Source organism: Exiguobacterium sp. HVEsp1 (genome assembly GCF_002009685.1).
Taxonomy (GTDB): domain Bacteria; phylum Bacillota; class Bacilli; order Exiguobacteriales; family Exiguobacteriaceae; genus Exiguobacterium; species Exiguobacterium profundum.
This window is the reverse complement of sequence record NZ_KV917367.1, coordinates 2,732,311-2,750,189: the sequence shown is the minus strand read 5'-3', so window position 1 is coordinate 2,750,189 and position 17,879 is coordinate 2,732,311. Positions and strand designations below refer to the sequence as shown.

Genomic DNA, 17,879 nt, shown 5'->3' with positions numbered 1-17,879 from the left:
ATCATTGCGCTGATTAGTGGAAATACCGCGACCCTGATTGCGCTGACAACAAATCTTTCACCCGACCTGTCGCGAGGTATACTAGTAGTTAGTGTGAGTGTAACACTCCTTTCCATCGGTGGTATCGTCTGGGTGGGATACTATACAAAAAAACGCTAGTGAAATCCTTGTGAAGTGACACTTGAAAATATCACATCATGCTGTCATGTATGACATGAAAATGAAAAACTTCATATATTGAATTTTTTAACCCCCAGTGGTATATTCGCACATGTAGCTTTTTTGAAGCTCATGAATGTATTAATTTGGAGGGTTTATTATATATATGTGGAAACAACTCATCATGACAGCGGGTGTTGGTGTTCTCTTATTCCAAGGACAAATCGCATCTGCCGACAACATGTCCCCGCAAGACCTCGTTCAAACGGAAAAGTCATTGCAACAAACGGAGCAGCAGGTTAAAGATACGAAACAATCCATTCACGCCATTCAAACGAAGTTGAAGCAAGTCGACCATAAGGCGGAGGCATTGCGAGATAAAATTGAAGGAACTTCTAAAGAATTAGAAGAAGTGGAGGAGTCACTCATTCCTGCAGAACAGTCGCTCTTCGCAAAAGTCGTTTCTTCGGTGTTGCCGAGTGCGAAAGCGGAAGCCGCTGAAGCGGAAGAAGCACATCAAGAGCTTGTTGAAAAGAAAAACCAAGCAAATGAAGCATTGGAGCAACTGAAAGAAGAACAAGAGCAAATTGAAGCGACACGTCAAGACGTGAAAGCGTCATATGACGAAAAGTCGAAACAATATAAGAAACAAACGAATCAGTTGAGTGATTTAAAGAAACGGTATGAAGCGATGGCACCCGATCGGTTTTTAATGCCGGCGGAAGGTCGCCTCTCTCAAGGGTTCGGTTCGGCGAGTGGACAGTTCGGATACACATTCCATAATGGTCTCGATATTGCTGCCAAAACAGGTACACCTGTATACGCCGCGGAAGCTGGAAAAGTGACAAAAGTCAGCTCCAGTGGACCTTATGGAAACCACATACAAATCGAACACAACGTAGACGGTCAAAAATGGACGACCGTGTATGCACACTTGCACAAAGTGGATGTCAAGACAGGTCAGTCAGTACGCCAAGGCGAACCGATCGGTCAAATCGGAAACACGGGCAACTCGTCAGGTCCGCACTTACACTTTGAGATTTATAAAGGGGACTACAATTTCTCGGCTAGTTCAGCTGGGAATGCCGTCGACCCGATGAAACTGGCGGAGCGCCTCGGTGGTGCTTCTCCGGTAAAAGCCACGTTTTAAGCAGACAGATGCCCTGAGCCTCTCGAATGAGGTCAGGGCATCTTTTACTGTTCGCGCGTCGGATCGTGGTTGCCTTCGCTGTCGGCAATCGTATCTGAGCTTCCGTAGTCTTCTACTTGGGAGAAGGCGTCCGTTTTTTGACCAGGTTGATCCGTTCCGTCTAACTCTTTGCGTCGAGCTGTCTCATTAGGGTTCAACACGTCTTCTTCAACCGGTCGATCGACTTCATGCGCGTGTTCTTCCTCTTCTTGTGCCCGGGCGTGTTCGATGCAAAGGGTGGCTTCTGGAATGACTTCCAGACGGTCTAGTTCAATGTCTTTCCCACACACCTCACATTGTCCATATGTCCCATTCTGAATGGCTAATAGCGCCTTATCGACGTCACTCAAGAACTCTTCATCGAGCTCATTAAGGGCTTGGTCTCGCTCTCGTAAAAAGAGCTCTTCGCCCGAGTCGGCAGGGTGGTTGTCGTAATGAGAGAGCTCTCCTTCATCATATGTCTCTTCCCGATTATCCATGTATCCTTCGGTTTTTGCTTTTTCTTTCAATAATCGTTTTTTAAACGTTTCGATTTGTTCTTCAGTCAACATATCCATTCACTCTCCAGTTCTCAAGTCATTAATATAAGGTTTCCCATTTTATTTGTGTACAAACCATTTGAAGTGGAATCCCTCATGTCGAGCGATGTTTAGAAAGGGTATGATGAGAATAAAGAGTTCTTTTAAAAAAGGAGGAACGAATCATGAGAAAAGTCGAAGTAGTGAAATACAATCCAGAATGGAATCAAAAGTTTGAAGAAGAGGCTGGTAAATTGAGTCGGTTATTCGAAGAGGAGCTTGTCGCGATCCATCATATTGGAAGTACATCGGTCGAAGGATTGGCTGCAAAACCAATCATCGACATGATGCCGGTCGTACGGGACATCGAACGAGTCGATGACTACACGGAGCGGATGGAGGCACTCGGGTACCGTGGACTTGGTGAATATGGGATTCCGAAGCGTCGCTATTTCCGTAAAGGAGAAGAAGAACGGACGGTTCACGTGCATGTGTTTGAAGAAGGGAATCCGGATGTCATAAGACACCTTGCCTTCCGGGATTACTTGCGAGCTTATCCTGACGTTCGCGATGCGTATGGTGAGCTGAAGCTTCAACTTGCGGCACAGCACCCAGAAGACATGGAAGGATACATTAAAGGAAAGCATGACTGGGTCATCGAGACGGAACGGTTGGCGACGAAGTGGTATAAAGAAAATCAAGACGTGTGAAACCTTTTTATGGAAATGGTCGTATAATACATCAAACCTTGAAGGGGGAGATGTCGTGTGAAACGATTTCTCGGGAAATGTGTGGAATATGCTTTGGCCGCACTTGTTTTCGTCGGTCTGTTCTTTGTCCTCCGCGCGATTGCCGGAGACTCGGACAAAGGGTACATGTTGACATTGCTCGGTACATTTTTTCTCGTCTTACCTAGTTCGCTCTTGATTGGTTACTTTTTGGCCCGTCCGCTTCAACGTCGCCTAAATGGGAAAGGAACGGAGGCTTCGAGTGAGCATACGTTGCGCGGAACTGAAAAACCGCACGGTGTAAACGAAGATCGAAACCATTCAAACTATACCTGATGATGGAGATCACATTTATCCCTACGATTGATGCCCGTCTCATCGCACGGTTGAATCGTTCCATCCATGAGCATCACGTCCATATGAATCCGACCTTTTTTGCGGAGTATGAGGAAGAGAAGATGTACGAAGCCTTTTCGACACTGATTGGAAGACCCGGCCATCACTATATGGTGATGCAGCTTGAAGCAACTCCAATCGGTTACATATGGTTCGAAGAGAAAGTGGGTGAGGCGAACGCGTTTCGTCAAGCTGTTCGCGTGGTGTATGTTCATCACATCAGTATCGACCCCATGTATCAACGGAACGGTTACGGTCGACGTGTGATGGAATGGATGGAGCAATGGGCGCTTGACCACCAATTCAGATCGATTGAACTAGATTACTGGATGAGTAATACGGATGCCGCCTCGTTTTATGGCGAAATCGGGTTCACCCCAAAACGTCAGATTGTTATGAAAAAATTGGAGGAATAACATGATGGAATTACTCACAATTGGATTAGGAATTCTCGGAGTTCTGTCGTTAGGTTGGTTCTTTTATAGTTACTGGCTCGGATATAAGGGTGGCAATATCGTCATGACCCTCGATGAGCACTATACAAAACTAGAAGAGTACGTACCTGCTATCTTGTCGAAACTATACGAAGATGGAAAGAGCGCTCACTACCTTGGCGACCGCAAGTTTGAAGTGGAGGGCAAGCGTTACGTTCTCGTCGAACGGACTGTCCCGATCGGTCATGTTCCAACACAACAGACGGTCCTACAACCAGATCGATCATAATCAGAAAAGGGAGCTCTCTAGTCGAGAGGCTCCCTTTGTTTATTTGACGGCTGGGGGCCCGAACCCGCCGCTATGATAATCGCGGAAAGCTTGGCGGATTTCTTCTTCCGTGTTCATCACGAATGGACCATGCGCAATATAGTCTTCGCGAATCGGTTTTCCGGAATAGATGAGCACCCGTGTACGCGTCGTGGCCTTCAGTTGAAGTGTGCTCATCGCTTCAGATGTTTCATCGAACGTCAGTGTCGCCACATCAGTTTTACTGAGCGGGATTTTGGAAGACCCAACTTCAATTGAACCAGCGAGTACGTACAAAAAGCTGTTATGATTCGCAGGCAAGATGTGTTCGTATTCGCCACCTTCTTTCAGCGTTATTTCTGTCATCGTGATGGGGACGAGACTTTCCATCGGCCCTTTTACACCCGCGATTTCGCCGGAATAGACACGAAGCTGCCCGCCGTCGAAAGGAACGAGGGGTGCGTCCTCGACGTATACGTTCTGATAGGAAGTGGTTGTTGTTTTTAATGACTTCGGCAAATTCAACCAGAGCTGCAGCGTATGGATCAAATCATCGTCGACCGCTTCTTCGGCGTGTCTAGCGGCCCATCCGGCGTTCATATACTGAACATCACCGGCGTCCAAAATCGAATGTCCCCCATGATTATCAATATGTTCTAGACGACCATCGATGACATACGTGATTGTTTGAAACCCACGATGGGGATGGTCCGAAAACGTCCCACGCTTGAACCAGTCTTCTGCCATCAAAATAAATGGATCGAACTCCTCTTTTTGTTCTGGAGGTAACACCCAGCCCTGTTGCACATGGGGATACCCGTTTTGTCGATAGGAGACGCGCCAATGATGGTTCACGTCACGTATAAATGGATTTGTCACAAAGATTCACTCCTTTCTCTTCCTATCTTCCCAAAAAATATGTCTCATCGTACTATATTTGCTTCATGAATATGCAAAAAGACAGACGCATTCGCATCTGTCAGATTAAGTGTTTTGTTCAAACAGGTTATACCACTTGATGGCATCCTCACGTAGTAGCTTAAAATGGGCGCCTGTCTCTGAATTGGTCACGTACACATCTGCACCATCATAGCTAACATCAAACGTTTGGGCGCATATCCCTTGAAATAGGGTCACATAAGGTGTGGAAGCGGTCTTGCCTGCATAGGCGGTCGCGTTAGCTCGTTTGATGGCGCCAAAAATAAATTCCATTTCATCTTGACCGACATGTTGTAGGAAGGAGGCATCTTTTGATTCCGTTCCAAGGAGTGCCAAGTCATGAAAAATGACATGACGTTGACTACTTAATTTGTCGTGAATTTGTTCACTCAATTCTTTTCCATACAACAACTTGGGTTCATGATACGTCAAGGAGACGTTCTGACGATGGGCCGTTCCGTTTTTCATGAACGTAAAACTGTAGAGTGGATACTCATGACCCGGTACAAGAACCGAAGGGAGTTGCGGAGCTGTTTTGGCTCCGAACATTTGTGAAATATGCGCTTCTTTCGGTCGCAATACTTCTTGATAGTCATTTTGATCTCGGCTCGTATAAATCGCGTATTGTAACACCTCATCAGACTTTTCTGTCCCGAGCCCGAGTGACAAATAGGGATGCCTTGTTGATTCGACAGGAATGACGAGGCGGTCTTTGGCTTCGGACGATGTAAAGGTCAGTTCAAATTCACCACTGAAAGGCATCGTGATATGGAAAAGTGTATGCTCGATCCCTTTTCTTTCTGGATAGGGCTCATTACCTATCGGCTTTTTCATCTCTTGTGCGAAATGCTCATATTCATGGGGCTCAGCAAATCGGAATTTCGGAACATCCGGATAAGGTTCAGCCGTATATTGAACATCGTTTAAACTTTCAGGAAGCGTGTTAATTTCGGTGGCATATGTGACGGAATCGAGTTGACATTGGACATATGATTTATCTTCGACAGTGAAAAAAGTTGCGGTTGGAAAAGAAGATTCGGTGGCGGCATTAGTCAACGGTTGGTTCAATGTGACCGTCCCGAGCCAATGTCTTTCACCACTTGGAATTCTTTGAATCGCGTTGTCAGGCTGACATAACTCGATAATCGCTGCACGATCCGATTCGGGCATTTCAATTTGTTGTCCGTTTGGTAACAGGGCACGTCCTTGATAATATTCAGGAGCGGGTTGGAGTCGGAGTGCGCGTTCTTCCTCGCATCCGAATAAGAAAAACAGGATGACGAGGGTACTGAAAATCAGGTACTTTTTCACATCGGTACTCTCCTTCGATGAATCACTTTCACCATTCTAGCACCAATTTTTTGTGACTTTAGTCTTAGGAAAATTAATTTGTTATTTCGAAAAAAAATCAAAAAAACCGTCCAACTTGAACTGGACGGGGTATAAAACCATTTATGACTTATTTTTACTTTTTAACTTTTTTTGTATGTCGATTTTTGACGAAAAAACGTTGATATTACGAGACATTGAAAAAAGCCGATTATTCTTCTAAATTATCACTTTATAATTCACTGGGATTTATTTGATGAAGTTTCCTTCAATCAACATCTCGACCGCGTGCCGCCTTCAAAATTTCGAACCATTCTTCACGAGTGAGGTCGATTTGAAGGGCGTCGACTCCTGTCTGAACGCGCTCGATTTTTCCGGATCCGATAATCGGCATAATGTTCGCAGGGTGTTTGACGAGCCATGCATACACAATCGAATCAATTCCGCTTGCATTGTGACGTGCACGAATTTCCTCGAGTTTTTCACGAAGGGGTGCATACTGTTCATCTTTGAAGAGTTGACCACCGGCTAGTGGACTCCAAGCCATAAGTGGCATTCGTTTTTCGTGACACAAATCGACCGATCCATCCTCAAAATGTTTCAATTGCATCGGAGAGAGTTCGAGTTGATTCGTCACAAGTTGGAATGGAAGGCGAGATTGAAGCAAGTTCTGTGTAGCCGGAACATGGTTAGATACACCGAATTCACGTACTTTACCACTATCGCGCAAGGTGATGAAGGCTTCGGCAACTTCATCCGGATTCATCAGCGGATCTGGACGGTGGATGAGTAATGTATCAATGTGGTCAATGGCCAACTCTTTTAACGAACGCTCTGCTTGCGCGATGATATGCTCTTTTGTCGTATCGTAATAATTGAGTGTTTGACCTGGGTTGAATGACCCCGTCAATTTAATTCCTGTCTTTGTGACGATCTCCATTTGATCTCGGAGTTCAGGCTTTAACTTTAAGGCTTCTCCAAATAAACCTTCACATGTGTAACCGCCATAAATGTCTGCATGGTCGAATGTCGTGATGCCAAGTTCGAGACATTGTTCGATAAACGTGAGGCGTTCCTGTGGGGTCATGTCCCAATCAGCGAGACGCCACATTCCATGGACGATGCGTGAGAATGATAATTCTTCTGTCAAAGCGATGCGTTGCATAGTAACTCCTCCTTGGTTGTCAGTCGCTCTTCATTATACGTCTTACGAGAAAAGACGTCACTTGTCACCTACTCGAGCAGTTTTGGCGTCAAATGAGCTTGTATGCGCTATGATGAGAGAGAAGAGAAATAGGAAAGAGGCGTGACAGATGAGTGACTATGAACAATATGCGGACGTCACCTTCGAGCGGGTGGGTGACTCGTTTCAGGTAGCCGCGATGCACCCAGATCTTCGATTACATGGAATTGGACGAAGTGCGGCCGTGTTTCGTTTAAAGGAGAAGAATCGTGTCATTAAAGTGTTCTTTCCAGGCTATGAACAAATCGCAACCGAAGAAGCAGCAATCTATAAAAAACTAAAGGGACTCCCTTACTTTCCGAAGTGCTATGATTCTGGTCCGTCATATATCGTTATGGATTACATCGAAGGAAAGACGCTATTTGAGTGTCTGACGGAAGGCGTCTGGATTGACCCTTCTTACATCGAGGTAGTGGATGAAGCGCTTCGACAAGCACGGTTATTAGGACTAACGCCATCGGATGTTCACTTGCGTAATATCATTTTGACACCGAACGGGCAGATTTTCTTGATTGATTTGGCACGTTTCAGACAAGGGCAACAAATCGATCATCAGTGGGAAGACTTGAAGCGGATGTATCGATTGTATCGCTATCGTTTCATGCCGAAACAATATGATGAGTCACTGCTGAATCGAATCGCTTACTTGTATCGTAAGTTCGTGAACGACCCGGATTCTTGAACCGGGTCGTTTTTCTTTCGCTTATTAGGGAACAGGAGTAATGTGTCTAAAGTTGAGGAAGCGAAAGGGGAATGATGTATGGCTCACCGGATTTATGCGAACGAACTTGAAATGCTCCACGAATGTGTAGAAACGTGCAACTACTGCCTGGAATCTTGTTTAGAAGAAAAAGATGTTCAGATGATGGTCGATTGTATCCGACTCGACCGCGAATGTGCCGCTGCCTGTGCGTTTCTTGCCGAGGCGATGACGCGTGACTCGGCATTCGTTCCTGAACTCGCGCGAGCGTGTGCGGTCATCTGTAAAGCATGCGCACAGGAGTGCGGGAAACATAAGCACGCACATTGCCAAGAATGCGCAAGAGTTTGTACTGAATGCGCCTCGATGTGTGACCGCTTAGCCGCATGATTTGAGTGACCGGTTGATGGGACCGGTCACTTTTTTCGTGTCTTTTGAAGAGGGGATTCGTATAATGAAAAAAACGAAAAGGTGGTATGGGGATGATTCGCAATTGTCGACGAGATGATCTTCAAATGATTTTACATATTTACAATGATGCGATTGTAAACAGTACGGCCGTCTATCACTATCAACCGGTGACACTCGAGAATCGAGTGGCATGGTATGAGGAGAAGAAAGAACAAGATTGTCCAATCATCGTATGGGTCGAGGATGACGTCGTCATGGGGTTTGCGACGTTCGGGCCATTCCGTCCGTGGCCAGCGTACCATTATACGGTCGAGCATTCAGTCTACGTGCATCCCGGTTACCGCGGGAAAGGCATTGGTAACAAACTGTTAAAAGAAATCATCCGTATCGCCGAAGTGAGAGGAGTGAAAACGGTGATTGGTGGAATCGACGCATCGAACGTGACGAGTATCCGTGCGCATGAAAAAGTTGGATTCGTTCATTCCGGTACGATTCGAAATGCCGGATATAAATTCGGCAAATGGCTCGATTTATCGTTTTATCAACTTGATTTAGAAGGTCCTGCATCGCCTACGGAAGAGTGAACGGTCTAGAAAGATGGAGCCACCATACGATATACTGGAACGAGTGAATCGAATGGAGGAAATGGAATGACTGAGTACCCGAATTGCCCTAAATGCCAATCATCTTATGTGTACGAGGATGGTCCGTTGCTCGTATGCCCGGAATGTGCATATGAATGGTCACCGCGTGAGGCGGCAGAAGCGGAAGCGGCGTCACAAATCAAAGATGCGAACGGAAATCCGCTTCAAGACGGAGATACCGTCACCGTGATTAAGGATTTAAAAGTGAAAGGGACCTCGCTTGTCGTCAAACAAGGAACGAAAGTGAAGGGGATTCGACTCGTGGAAGGTGACCATGACATCGACTGTAAAATCGAGGGACTTGGTGCGATGAAACTGAAGTCGGAGTTCGTGAAGAAAATCTAAAAAAGTGTTTCGGCGAGTTGCCGAAACACTTTTTGTATTACGAGAAGAACGGTTTGTACTCGCGACGTTCATGCATGACGGACACCCATTGAAGCGTCGTGAACTCTTCGAGTACCCATTCACCGTTGAAGCGTCCGAGGCCAGAGTTTTTCTCGCCTCCGAACGGCATGTGCGGTTCATCGTTGACCGACTGATCGTTGACGTGAATCATGCCAGTTTCGACTTTTCGTGCAAAATTGGTTGCACGGTAAACCGAGCCATGGACGGCACCGCTCAATCCGTACGGTAATTCGTTCGAAAGACGGACAGCCTCTTCGTCATCTTTAAACGAAAGGATGACCGCGACAGGACCGAATATTTCGTTTTTCGCGAGCGGCATGTCATTCGTGACGCCACTGAGGACGGTCGGTTCGAGGACGTTGCCGTCCGCTGTCCCGCCAGTATGAACGGTCGCACCGGCATCAACCGTTTTCTCGATTTGGTCTAAGATGCGATCGACTTGATCGTGGTCGATGAGCGGGCCGACTTGCGTATCTTTTTCATTCGGGTTACCTGCTTTCAACTGTTTAACGCGCTCGACATAACGATTCACGAACTCGTCATGAATCGATTCGGCGACGAGGATTCGGTTCGTCGACATACAGATTTGTCCTTGGTGGAAGAACTTGCTGTAGACGGCTGATTCGACGGCACGGTCGAGGTCGGCATCATCGAGAACGACAAACACGTTATTCCCACCGAGTTCAAGTGCTGTTTTCTTCAACAAACGACCTGCCTTTTCTGCAATCCCTTGACCGACCTCGGTCGAACCTGTGAACGAGATGAGGCGCGGGATTGGGTGTTCGACGATGGCGTCCCCGATTTCAGACCCTCGTCCGACGACAACGTTGAGCACACCTTTTGGAAGTCCTGCTTCTTCGAAGAGGGATGCGAATAGGAGACCACCCGTGACCGGTGTCGCAGTGGCCGGTTTGACGACGACCGTATTTCCGGTTGCAAGAGCTGTCACGATTGAACGGACAGCCAAGTGGAATGGGAAGTTCCATGGGCTGATGATGCCGATGACCCCAAGTGGTTTGCGATATACCCGGTTCTCTTTATTCGGCACAATCGATGGTTTGATGAGCCCATCCATACGGAAAGGGAATGTCGCGGCTTCTTTGATGATGGCCATTGATGCGGCGAACTCACTCTCTGCTTTGATGCGTGTACTACCGGACTCTTTCACGAGCCAATCGACGATAAAGTCTTTGTTGTCCATCGTCAGCTGGGCAAACTTCTCAATCAATTCACGGCGTGCTTGTGGAAGCATGTCGGCCCAGTCCGACTGAGACGCTTTTGCTGCTTCATAAGCACGATTCAAGTCCTCTTCATCCGCTGATTGAATCGAGAAGAGAGTCTCGTTCGAGAATGGATTAACGTTGTCAATCGACTTCTCGCTTGAGCCATTTACCCACTCACCATTGATGTACATGTTCGTAAAATCTGTATGCATATTTGAACACTCCTTTATTTTTTCTTCACCATAAGAAGTATTCACTTGTTTTAGAAAAATAAACATGTCAATGTTTTGGATTTGGTAAACTTGAATCAAATAAATTCAACAAATTTAGGAGCAGACGATGAAAACTTTCTGTGTGAGTTTATTCCTCTTCGTGCCTTGGGCGTTTTTTGTGGCGGCAATGGATTATGTTTGGGGTTTTCCATTTGGATATTTAATTGTACCGATTGTCATTTGGTGGGTAACGAAGCAATCTTTGAGACATTTACGAATACGCTTTGTATTAGCTTCCTTGCTTGGATCATATGGTGTGTCGGTTTATTTTGCCTACTTGTTTGAGAACGATTGGGGATACTTCTTCAAGCCGTTAAATCTAATGGGGATTGTTCATATGTGGTCGGTCGCGATATTGATTGGGGTACTTGTGATATTGATTAATTATGGAGCTCAAAAATCAAACCAGTCATCTAATAGACATTGAGAGGGGGATACGTCATATCTCCCTTTTTTGATGTTCGTTTCTACTTCCTGTACAGTTAGACGAAGAGAGGGGTTAGAAAGAAATATGAAACGTTATGAAGCGATTTTATTTGATATTGATGACACGCTACTAGATTTTAAACAAAGTGAACATGTCGCCTTGGAACAGTTACTTGCATCCTACAATGTCCGGATGACGGATGAGGTGAAGTCGCGCTATGTCGACATCAACACGGGCCTGTGGCGTGCGTTTGAGCGCGGCGAAGTGGACCGGGAAGAAGTGCTCATCGGTCGTCATACGAAACTGTTCGATTCGCTCGGTCTCACGGTCGATGGACCATATGTCGAACAGCAATATCGAGACTATTTACATGCAGGCGTACACATGATTGATGGTGCTTTGGAGGTCGTGCGAAAGCTGAGCAACGATTATCCGCTCTATATCGTCACAAACGGTGTGACGGAGACGCAATTCAAACGGTTAGAGTCATCTGGACTATTGCCTTACTTCCAAGATGTCTTCGTATCGGATGCGACCGGCTCGCAAAAACCAATGAAACCGTTTTTCGACTACGTCTTCGACCGAATCCCGAATGTAGCGCCAGAGAAAGGTTTGATTATCGGTGACTCGGTCACGGCAGACATCGCCGGTGGGCGGATGTATGGTTTGGATACGTGCTGGTTCAATCCGAACGAAGTCGCCGCGACGATTGAGTCAACGTATGAGATTCGACATTTAAACGAGTTGAAATCGCTTCTCTACGTTCAAGCCGGATTGAGTGAATGAGCTGGCAAGCGATTTGGTAGTTGAGCAAGTACTTCCGGATAGAGCGTGACGTCTTGAAGACGGTCAAGCTTTTGCCAACGATAAATCAGGTGATCTCCTTCGGGTCCATAGAAGTCTCCGTCTTGGAGCGGGAGGTCACCGTCTACATAAAAGTACAGTCCAATCTCATGAAACGGCTGGTCATTATAGGTAAACAAGTTCTCGTGCACGAAGGCGAACGTGGTATCGGTCACACGCATGTTCAATTCTTCATGTAACTCGCGTGCGAGGGCGGTTGCGGCCTCTTCACCGAGCGTGACGCGACCGCCGGGTAATGCCCAAAAGTCATCCCGGACGTTTCGGTGAATCAATACGTGACCGTCTTTCACAAAAATACCGGCAACGCGGTAATTGAAAACGCCGTGTTCAGTAGGAAATACGAGATCCATCTATATCACTTCCAATCATTGTAATCTGTTCTAGTATACCTGAAGGAGGGATCATATGTTTCAACCACATACGCAATATCGAGATGAAGATTTTCGTGACGTGACACTCCGTGACGAAGTGTTGTCACACGTTACGTTCGAGAACTGTCGCTTCACATACGTTGATGCGACGGAACTACAGACGGAACGCTGTCAGTTCATCAACTGCGACTTCACGGATTCAAAATGGAATGCGTCCCGTCATGTTGGGAGTTCATTTTTGAACTGTCAATTCCATGGTGCCAATTTGTTCACGAGTGAGTTTGAACAATGTAAAATGACCGGGTCTTCCTTTGAAGAAAGTCAGTTTGAAGGTGTCCTTGTAACGGAAGGGGACTGGTCGTTCGTCAACCTTCGTCACGTGTCGCTCAAAAAAATGGATTGGTCCCATGTACGCTTAGTCGAAGCGGACCTATACGGAACGGACTTGACCGAGACGGTCTGGCATCAGGCGGACTTGTCACGGGCGACACTTCAACATGCGGTGTGCCGTGGTGCCGACTTCAGAGGGGCACTCGTCGACGGGGTTGATTTTTCGAACGTGACGTTACAACAAACAAAACTAGACGCGATGCAGGCGATTCAAGTCGCGCGCTCATTGGGGGCGATTGTAGAATGAAACCAGAACAAATCATTGAGCAGTTGACTGCGTTCGCAAAAGAACGCGAGCACATTCGAACGGTCGTCTTGAACGGCTCACTCGTCAATCCGAACATCCGACCAGACCCGTACCAGGATGTCGACCTTGCCTTTTATGTGGAAGACGTCCGAGCGGTTGCGGCCGATCGCTCATGGATTGACACGTTTGGAGAGGTATTAATCATGCAGACACCTGATACGGCTGATTCCGGACGACATGTAACGTTTTTAGTGCAATATGTAGACGGACATCGGATTGATTTGACGATTCGGAGTGTGGATCAACTTGAAACCATGCTCGAAGCCGACTCGCTCAGTCAAATTATCTTCGACCGAGATCATCATCCAGTCGTCACGCCGTCAGACATGTCGTATCGTGTGAAACGTCCGTCTGCTGACGAGTATGCGGCATGTTGGAATGAGTTTTGGTGGGTGTCACTTTATGTTGTCAAAGGAATCAAGCGACACCAGGTGTTATACGCGCTCGACCACCTCGACATCATGCGGAATATGCTCCGTCAGATGATGGAGTGGAACATTGGCTATGCGACGGAATTCTCCGTGAATCTCGGGAAGTCCGGTGACGGGATCCGCGACCATTTGCCAGAAGAGTTATGGGAGATGCTCACGGCAACATACGCTTCAGCTGAGTTGAGTGCCATTGAAGACACACATGACCGCCTGCAATCACTCTTCTTCTTTTGCGCGCAGCGTGTCGCGGAACAAGGTGATTTCGTCTTCCGGGAAGAAGAAGCCAGACGCGTCCGTGCCGCATGTGCTACACTTCGACATTCGAACGATTAATGAGGCCGAGAGCCGGGAAACGCTCCTTATAGAGAAAGGAGCGTTTTTTCATGAACCCATATACGACATTTATTGCTCTTCTAGTCGGAAGTCTTGTCCTCTTTGTCGGCATTCGTTTAAAGAAATGGCCAATCATTTTGGTTGCGATGCTTCCCCTTGGTCTCGTCGCATTTAATATGTTCTTACTCATCACGGGGCGCTAGGACATGTTCACTTGTCTTTTCGATACATCGATTTGATGAAGAAGGCACTCGGTAACAAAATACCGATGGCGCCTTCGATGATGGCGAATAATCGGGTCAAACCAATCGGCAACAAATCACCAAATCCGATTGATAATAAAGTGACCCCGCTGAAATACAGGAGGTTTTCCCAAGTCGGTTCAACGGCATTCATGGATTCGAGTGAAGTCACAAGAATGACTGAATCACGAGACAAAGCATAATAAATCAATGTGAATCCTAACATGACACCAAGTAGGCTGACGAACAACTGAGCGAACAATCTCCCGTCAAATCCTGTTTGCTTGTACGTTTTACGTTTGAAAAACCAAAACACGTTCAAACTGATGAAGAGTAAGGCAATCGTCAATAAAATCGTATTCAATCCGGACACATCCTTTTCATGTAAATGAGTTCATTTATCCATTCCCTAAGCGATGAATGAAAAACAGAATCAGAAAAGGTTTGCAATTGATGAAAAGATTGATAGAATGTGGTCGAAGACGACTGAATTTCATAATGTTTGCCACTAGGGGAGTCGCGTCACGCGGCTGAGATGGACATGGTCCAGACCCTTCGAACCTGATCTAGTTCACGCTAGCGTAGGGAAGTGGGCGATACGACTCATATGGCTTTTACCTAGATATGACTGTTCGAGACGCCGCTTCCGTTATGGGAGGCGGCGTCTTTTTTATCAGTTTATAAGGGGGAGTTATTATGAAATTTACAGATCACTTACGTCAAGAGGCGGATGGATTGTTTGAGGCAAGCTTTCATCACCCATTTGTTTGTTCACTCGGAGAAGGGACGCTCGATGAGAAGAAATTCAGACATTACGTCATGCAAGACTCATACTATTTGAATCAGTTTTCAAAAGTGCAGGCCAAAGGGGCAACCCTCGCTCCGACGATGGAACTATCGAGCCGCTTTTTGACGCATGCGCTACACACGATTGAGGCGGAACTCTCCCTTCATCGAGAGTTCTTTACGATGCTCAACGTGACGGATGTCGAATTGGCGACATTTGAGCCAGCACCGACCGCTTATGCATATGCCCTTCATATGCAACAGGCAGGACCGACTCTCGGGGACGTATTGGCGTCAATCCTTCCGTGTTATTGGGTGTATTACGAGATTGGAGAACGTCTTAAAGACAAGCGTCCTGATCATCCGATTTATTCGGCTTGGATTGCGACGTATGGTTCGGAGTGGTTCCGTGAGCTGGTGGAAGAGCAAATTGATCGGTTGGATGAACTGGCTGGTCAAGCGACAGAAGAAGAGCGCGTGCGCTATACGAAACTATTCTTGAAGAGTTGCTATTACGAAGTCGCTTTTTGGGAAATGGCTTGGACGCTTGAGTCGTGGTCATTGTCGCAGGAGGTCAACCAATGAGACATGAGATTTGGAATGAGATTCGACAGCAGGCGCCATTGATTCACAATATCACGAACACGGTCGTGGCGAACTTTTCGGCGAATGGATTGCTCGCCATCGGCGCCTCTCCTGTCATGGCGGATGCAATCGAAGAAGTAGCGGAGATGACATTCGTGAGCGATGCGCTCGTACTTAACATCGGTACACTTGGAACGATGACGGAAGCGACGATGATTCGCGCAGGTCAGGCTGCGAACGAAGCGGGATGCCCGATTATACTCGACCCGGTCGGTGTCGGAGCGACGTCATTTCGACGAGATGTGGTCGAACGCATTTTGCGTCATGTTCGTGTATCGGTCATTCGAGGGAATGCAGGAGAGATTGCGACATTGATTGGCGTCGATTGGGCGGCTCGTGGTGTCGATGCTGGTGACGGTGCATGCGAGCCTCGACAATTGGCGCTTGAAGCAGCGAGACGATACGGATGTGTCGTGGCCGTGACTGGAAAAGAAGATATGGTAAGCGACGGGAACGTCGTTATGGAAATACATGGCGGGACGAAACGCATGACCGAGACGACCGGTACAGGATGTTTACTTAGTGCAGTGGTAGGGGCTTGCTTAGCAGTCGAAAAGAACACCCTTAAAGCGACGGTGACCGCCATGTCAGGCTACGCCTATTGCGGTGAGTTGGCGAGTGAACGGGCGGAAGGACCGGGAGACTTCCCGATTCACTTTTTAAATGCGCTCCATCAATTGGCACAGCATACCATTCCGACGAATCGAATTGAGGTGTCGACATCATGAGACCGCAAGTATTGACGATTGCAGGATCTGACTCAGGAGGAGGGGCCGGTATTCAAGCCGATCTTAAAACGTTTCAAGAGCTCGGTGTGTTTGGGACGAGTGTGTTGACTGCGATTACCGCTCAAAACACACTTGGGGTCCATGGAATCGAGGCGATTTCCACGGAAATGATTATCCGACAAATTGAAGCGGTAGCGGATGATTTTAACATCACCGCCTGTAAAACCGGGATGTTGGTGGACGCTGAACGAATTGAAGCGGTAGCGAAGGGGCTCGAACGATATCATTTCGAACATGTAGTAGTCGATCCGGTCATGGTGGCGAAAGGTGGCGCTTCCTTGTTGCAAGTTAGTGCAGTCGAAGCACTGCGCACGAAGCTGCTACCACAGGCGACCATCGTGACCCCAAATATTCCTGAAGCAGAAGTGCTGGCAGGAATGGAAATTCGAACCGAGGCAGACCGTATGAAAGCCGCACAGGCGATTCGAGCACTTGGTGTCGATACCGTCATTATCAAAGGTGGGCATACGGATGATGTGGAAGCCGTTGATTTGATTATGAGCGAGACTGAAACGTTCTGTGTAAAAGCACCTCGAATCCAAACGAAAGATACGCACGGGACGGGATGTACGTTCTCTGCCGCATTGACGGCCGAACTAGCGTATGGGAAGACACTACGCCAAGCCGTCGTAGATGCGAAGCAGTTTATTCATCAGGCGATTGCACATGGACTAACGCTTGGACAGGGGCATGGACCGACGAATCATTGGGGACATCGATTAGCGAAAGAAGAGGTGATTACCGTTGACGTCATGTACGAAACAAGCGCTCGCTAAGCAGCTTCGCCTTTACTTTGTGTGTGGAACGACGGACACATCTGATTTGGTAGCGACCGTCAAAACGGCTCTTCGATGTGGTGTGACATGTTTTCAATTTCGCGAAAAAGGTAAAGATTCATTGTATGGAGATGAAAAAGAAGCAATGGCAAGGACGCTCCAACGTCTGTGTCGAGAAACGGGTGTTCCGTTCATCATCAATGACGACGTCGACTTGGCGCTCGCGATTGACGCGGATGGCGTTCACGTCGGACAAGACGACTTACCTGCCAAACAGGTTCGAGAACGGCTAGGACCAGATAAATGGTTGGGGGTGTCTGTCCATACGATGGAGGAAGTCAGAACGGCTCTTCCATTTGCAGATTATGTCGGCATCGGTCCGATTCATGAGACGCAAAGTAAACTGGATGCAGGACATGTGCGTGGCACGGAACTGATTCAACAAGTTCGCCATCACTATCCACTGCTTCCGATTGTGGGGATCGGAGGTATTCGTCCAGAGCATGTGCCTTCAATCATTCGTGACGGGGCAGACGGCGTTGCCGTCATTTCTGCCATTGCTTCTGCACCGGATGTAGCAACGGCTACCCGGCGTTTCGCTTGTCTCTGAATTCATTTTTGA

The 17,879-nt window shown here is 47.3% G+C and carries 24 protein-coding genes and 1 riboswitch; of the genes, 17 read left to right on the top strand and 7 right to left on the bottom strand.

Annotated features, from left to right (window positions below; translation table 11 throughout):
* The first annotated feature begins 325 nt into the window (after nucleotides 1-325).
* Nucleotides 326-1,309, top strand: a complete 984-nt coding sequence (locus BV910_RS14050; protein ID WP_078147828.1) for a M23 family metallopeptidase — start codon at nucleotides 326-328, stop codon at nucleotides 1,307-1,309.
* Nucleotides 1,310-1,353: 44 nt separating this feature from the next.
* On the opposite strand, the gene BV910_RS14045 is transcribed toward BV910_RS14050, so the two are convergent.
* A complete protein-coding gene (locus BV910_RS14045) occupies nucleotides 1,354-1,899 on the bottom strand; it encodes a TraR/DksA C4-type zinc finger protein (RefSeq protein WP_078147954.1) in 546 nt (181 codons plus the stop codon).
* Nucleotides 1,900-2,051: 152 nt separating this feature from the next.
* Between BV910_RS14045 and BV910_RS14040 the strand changes: the two genes are divergently transcribed.
* Genes BV910_RS14040 through BV910_RS14025 form a run of 4 tightly spaced genes read left to right on the top strand, consistent with a single transcriptional unit; the run spans nucleotide 2,052 to nucleotide 3,713 of the window.
* Nucleotides 2,052-2,576 (top strand): GrpB family protein, encoded by a 525-nt coding sequence (locus BV910_RS14040; RefSeq protein ID WP_078147827.1) that lies wholly within the window; start codon nucleotides 2,052-2,054, stop codon nucleotides 2,574-2,576.
* Nucleotides 2,577-2,633: 57 nt separating this feature from the next.
* Nucleotides 2,634-2,930: a hypothetical protein gene (locus tag BV910_RS14035; protein ID WP_078147826.1), complete on the top strand. Its 297-nt coding sequence runs from the start codon at nucleotides 2,634-2,636 to the stop codon at nucleotides 2,928-2,930.
* Nucleotides 2,931-2,932: 2 nt separating this feature from the next.
* Entirely contained in the window at nucleotides 2,933-3,406 is a 474-nt protein-coding gene (locus tag BV910_RS14030) for a GNAT family N-acetyltransferase (protein ID WP_168169880.1), read from the top strand.
* Nucleotides 3,407-3,410: 4 nt separating this feature from the next.
* Nucleotides 3,411-3,713 (top strand): hypothetical protein, encoded by a 303-nt coding sequence (locus BV910_RS14025; protein ID WP_012727591.1) that lies wholly within the window; start codon nucleotides 3,411-3,413, stop codon nucleotides 3,711-3,713.
* Between the two features lie 39 nt (nucleotides 3,714-3,752).
* On the opposite strand, the gene BV910_RS14020 is transcribed toward BV910_RS14025, so the two are convergent.
* From BV910_RS14020 to BV910_RS14010, 3 genes are all read right to left on the bottom strand, one after another.
* Nucleotides 3,753-4,610 carry a pirin family protein gene (locus BV910_RS14020; protein ID WP_078147824.1) on the bottom strand — a complete coding sequence of 286 codons (858 nt, stop codon included), beginning with the start codon at nucleotides 4,608-4,610 and terminating at the stop codon, nucleotides 3,753-3,755.
* Nucleotides 4,611-4,715: 105 nt separating this feature from the next.
* Nucleotides 4,716-5,981 (bottom strand): hypothetical protein, encoded by a 1,266-nt coding sequence (locus BV910_RS14015; RefSeq protein ID WP_078147823.1) that lies wholly within the window; start codon nucleotides 5,979-5,981, stop codon nucleotides 4,716-4,718.
* Nucleotides 5,982-6,267: 286 nt separating this feature from the next.
* Nucleotides 6,268-7,164: an aldo/keto reductase gene (locus BV910_RS14010; protein ID WP_078147822.1), complete on the bottom strand. Its 897-nt coding sequence runs from the start codon at nucleotides 7,162-7,164 to the stop codon at nucleotides 6,268-6,270.
* Nucleotides 7,165-7,312: 148 nt separating this feature from the next.
* Here BV910_RS14010 and BV910_RS14005 point away from each other — a divergent pair, with 148 nt between their 5' ends.
* From BV910_RS14005 to BV910_RS13990, 4 genes are all read left to right on the top strand, one after another.
* Nucleotides 7,313-7,924, top strand: coding sequence for a protein kinase family protein (locus tag BV910_RS14005; protein ID WP_078147821.1), 612 nt, complete (start codon nucleotides 7,313-7,315; stop codon nucleotides 7,922-7,924).
* Between the two features lie 78 nt (nucleotides 7,925-8,002).
* Nucleotides 8,003-8,332, top strand: coding sequence for a four-helix bundle copper-binding protein (locus BV910_RS14000; RefSeq protein WP_012727586.1), 330 nt, complete (start codon nucleotides 8,003-8,005; stop codon nucleotides 8,330-8,332).
* Nucleotides 8,333-8,424: 92 nt separating this feature from the next.
* A complete protein-coding gene (locus BV910_RS13995; protein WP_078147820.1) occupies nucleotides 8,425-8,937 on the top strand; it encodes a GNAT family N-acetyltransferase in 513 nt (170 codons plus the stop codon).
* Nucleotides 8,938-9,003: 66 nt separating this feature from the next.
* On the top strand, nucleotides 9,004-9,342 hold the full coding sequence (locus BV910_RS13990) for a zinc ribbon domain-containing protein YjdM (protein WP_078147819.1): 339 nt from the start codon (nucleotides 9,004-9,006) through the stop codon (nucleotides 9,340-9,342).
* A 37-nt stretch (nucleotides 9,343-9,379) separates the two neighbouring features.
* Here BV910_RS13990 and BV910_RS13985 read toward each other — a convergent pair whose 3' ends face one another.
* The gene (locus BV910_RS13985) at nucleotides 9,380-10,837 is read right to left on the bottom strand and encodes an aldehyde dehydrogenase family protein (RefSeq protein ID WP_078147818.1); all 1,458 of its coding nucleotides are present in this window, start codon (nucleotides 10,835-10,837) and stop codon (nucleotides 9,380-9,382) included.
* 571 nt (nucleotides 10,838-11,408) lie between these two features.
* Here BV910_RS13985 and BV910_RS13975 point away from each other — a divergent pair.
* Nucleotides 11,409-12,110, top strand: coding sequence for a YjjG family noncanonical pyrimidine nucleotidase (locus tag BV910_RS13975; RefSeq protein ID WP_078147816.1), 702 nt, complete (start codon nucleotides 11,409-11,411; stop codon nucleotides 12,108-12,110).
* Here BV910_RS13975 and BV910_RS13970 read toward each other — a convergent pair.
* Nucleotides 12,089-12,538, bottom strand: a complete 450-nt coding sequence (locus tag BV910_RS13970; protein WP_078147815.1) for an NUDIX hydrolase — start codon at nucleotides 12,536-12,538, stop codon at nucleotides 12,089-12,091. The two genes, BV910_RS13975 and BV910_RS13970, sit on opposite strands and share 22 nt — an antisense overlap.
* Before the next feature lie 55 nt (nucleotides 12,539-12,593).
* Here BV910_RS13970 and BV910_RS13965 point away from each other — a divergent pair, with 55 nt between their 5' ends.
* From BV910_RS13965 to BV910_RS14860, 3 genes are read left to right on the top strand one after another with little or no spacing between them, the layout of a single operon-like run.
* On the top strand, nucleotides 12,594-13,196 hold the full coding sequence (locus tag BV910_RS13965; RefSeq protein WP_031421956.1) for a pentapeptide repeat-containing protein: 603 nt from the start codon (nucleotides 12,594-12,596) through the stop codon (nucleotides 13,194-13,196).
* Nucleotides 13,193-14,020 carry an aminoglycoside 6-adenylyltransferase gene (locus BV910_RS13960; protein ID WP_078147814.1) on the top strand — a complete coding sequence of 276 codons (828 nt, stop codon included), beginning with the start codon at nucleotides 13,193-13,195 and terminating at the stop codon, nucleotides 14,018-14,020. Before BV910_RS13965 ends, BV910_RS13960 begins: the two co-directional genes overlap by 4 nt.
* A 50-nt stretch (nucleotides 14,021-14,070) precedes the next feature.
* Nucleotides 14,071-14,223, top strand: a complete 153-nt coding sequence (locus tag BV910_RS14860) for a hypothetical protein (RefSeq protein ID WP_012727577.1) — start codon at nucleotides 14,071-14,073, stop codon at nucleotides 14,221-14,223.
* Between the two features lie 7 nt (nucleotides 14,224-14,230).
* On the opposite strand, the gene BV910_RS13955 is transcribed toward BV910_RS14860, so the two are convergent.
* Nucleotides 14,231-14,635, bottom strand: a complete 405-nt coding sequence (locus BV910_RS13955) for an ion channel (RefSeq protein WP_240499863.1) — start codon at nucleotides 14,633-14,635, stop codon at nucleotides 14,231-14,233.
* A 127-nt stretch (nucleotides 14,636-14,762) separates the two neighbouring features.
* A riboswitch (TPP riboswitch) is annotated at nucleotides 14,763-14,867 on the top strand.
* 91 nt (nucleotides 14,868-14,958) lie between these two features.
* Between BV910_RS13955 and tenA the strand changes: the two genes are divergently transcribed.
* From tenA to thiE, 4 genes are read left to right on the top strand one after another with little or no spacing between them, the layout of a single operon-like run.
* Nucleotides 14,959-15,633, top strand: a complete 675-nt coding sequence (tenA, locus tag BV910_RS13950; protein WP_078147812.1) for a thiaminase II — start codon at nucleotides 14,959-14,961, stop codon at nucleotides 15,631-15,633.
* On the top strand, nucleotides 15,630-16,421 hold the full coding sequence (gene thiM, locus BV910_RS13945; protein WP_078147811.1) for a hydroxyethylthiazole kinase: 792 nt from the start codon (nucleotides 15,630-15,632) through the stop codon (nucleotides 16,419-16,421). The genes tenA and thiM overlap by 4 nt, the downstream gene beginning before the upstream one ends.
* On the top strand, nucleotides 16,418-17,257 hold the full coding sequence (gene thiD / locus BV910_RS13940) for a bifunctional hydroxymethylpyrimidine kinase/phosphomethylpyrimidine kinase (protein ID WP_078147810.1): 840 nt from the start codon (nucleotides 16,418-16,420) through the stop codon (nucleotides 17,255-17,257). The genes thiM and thiD overlap by 4 nt, the downstream gene beginning before the upstream one ends.
* Nucleotides 17,226-17,867, top strand: coding sequence for a thiamine phosphate synthase (gene thiE, locus BV910_RS13935; protein ID WP_078147809.1), 642 nt, complete (start codon nucleotides 17,226-17,228; stop codon nucleotides 17,865-17,867). Before thiD ends, thiE begins: the two co-directional genes overlap by 32 nt.
* Nucleotides 17,868-17,879: the final 12 nt, after the last annotated feature.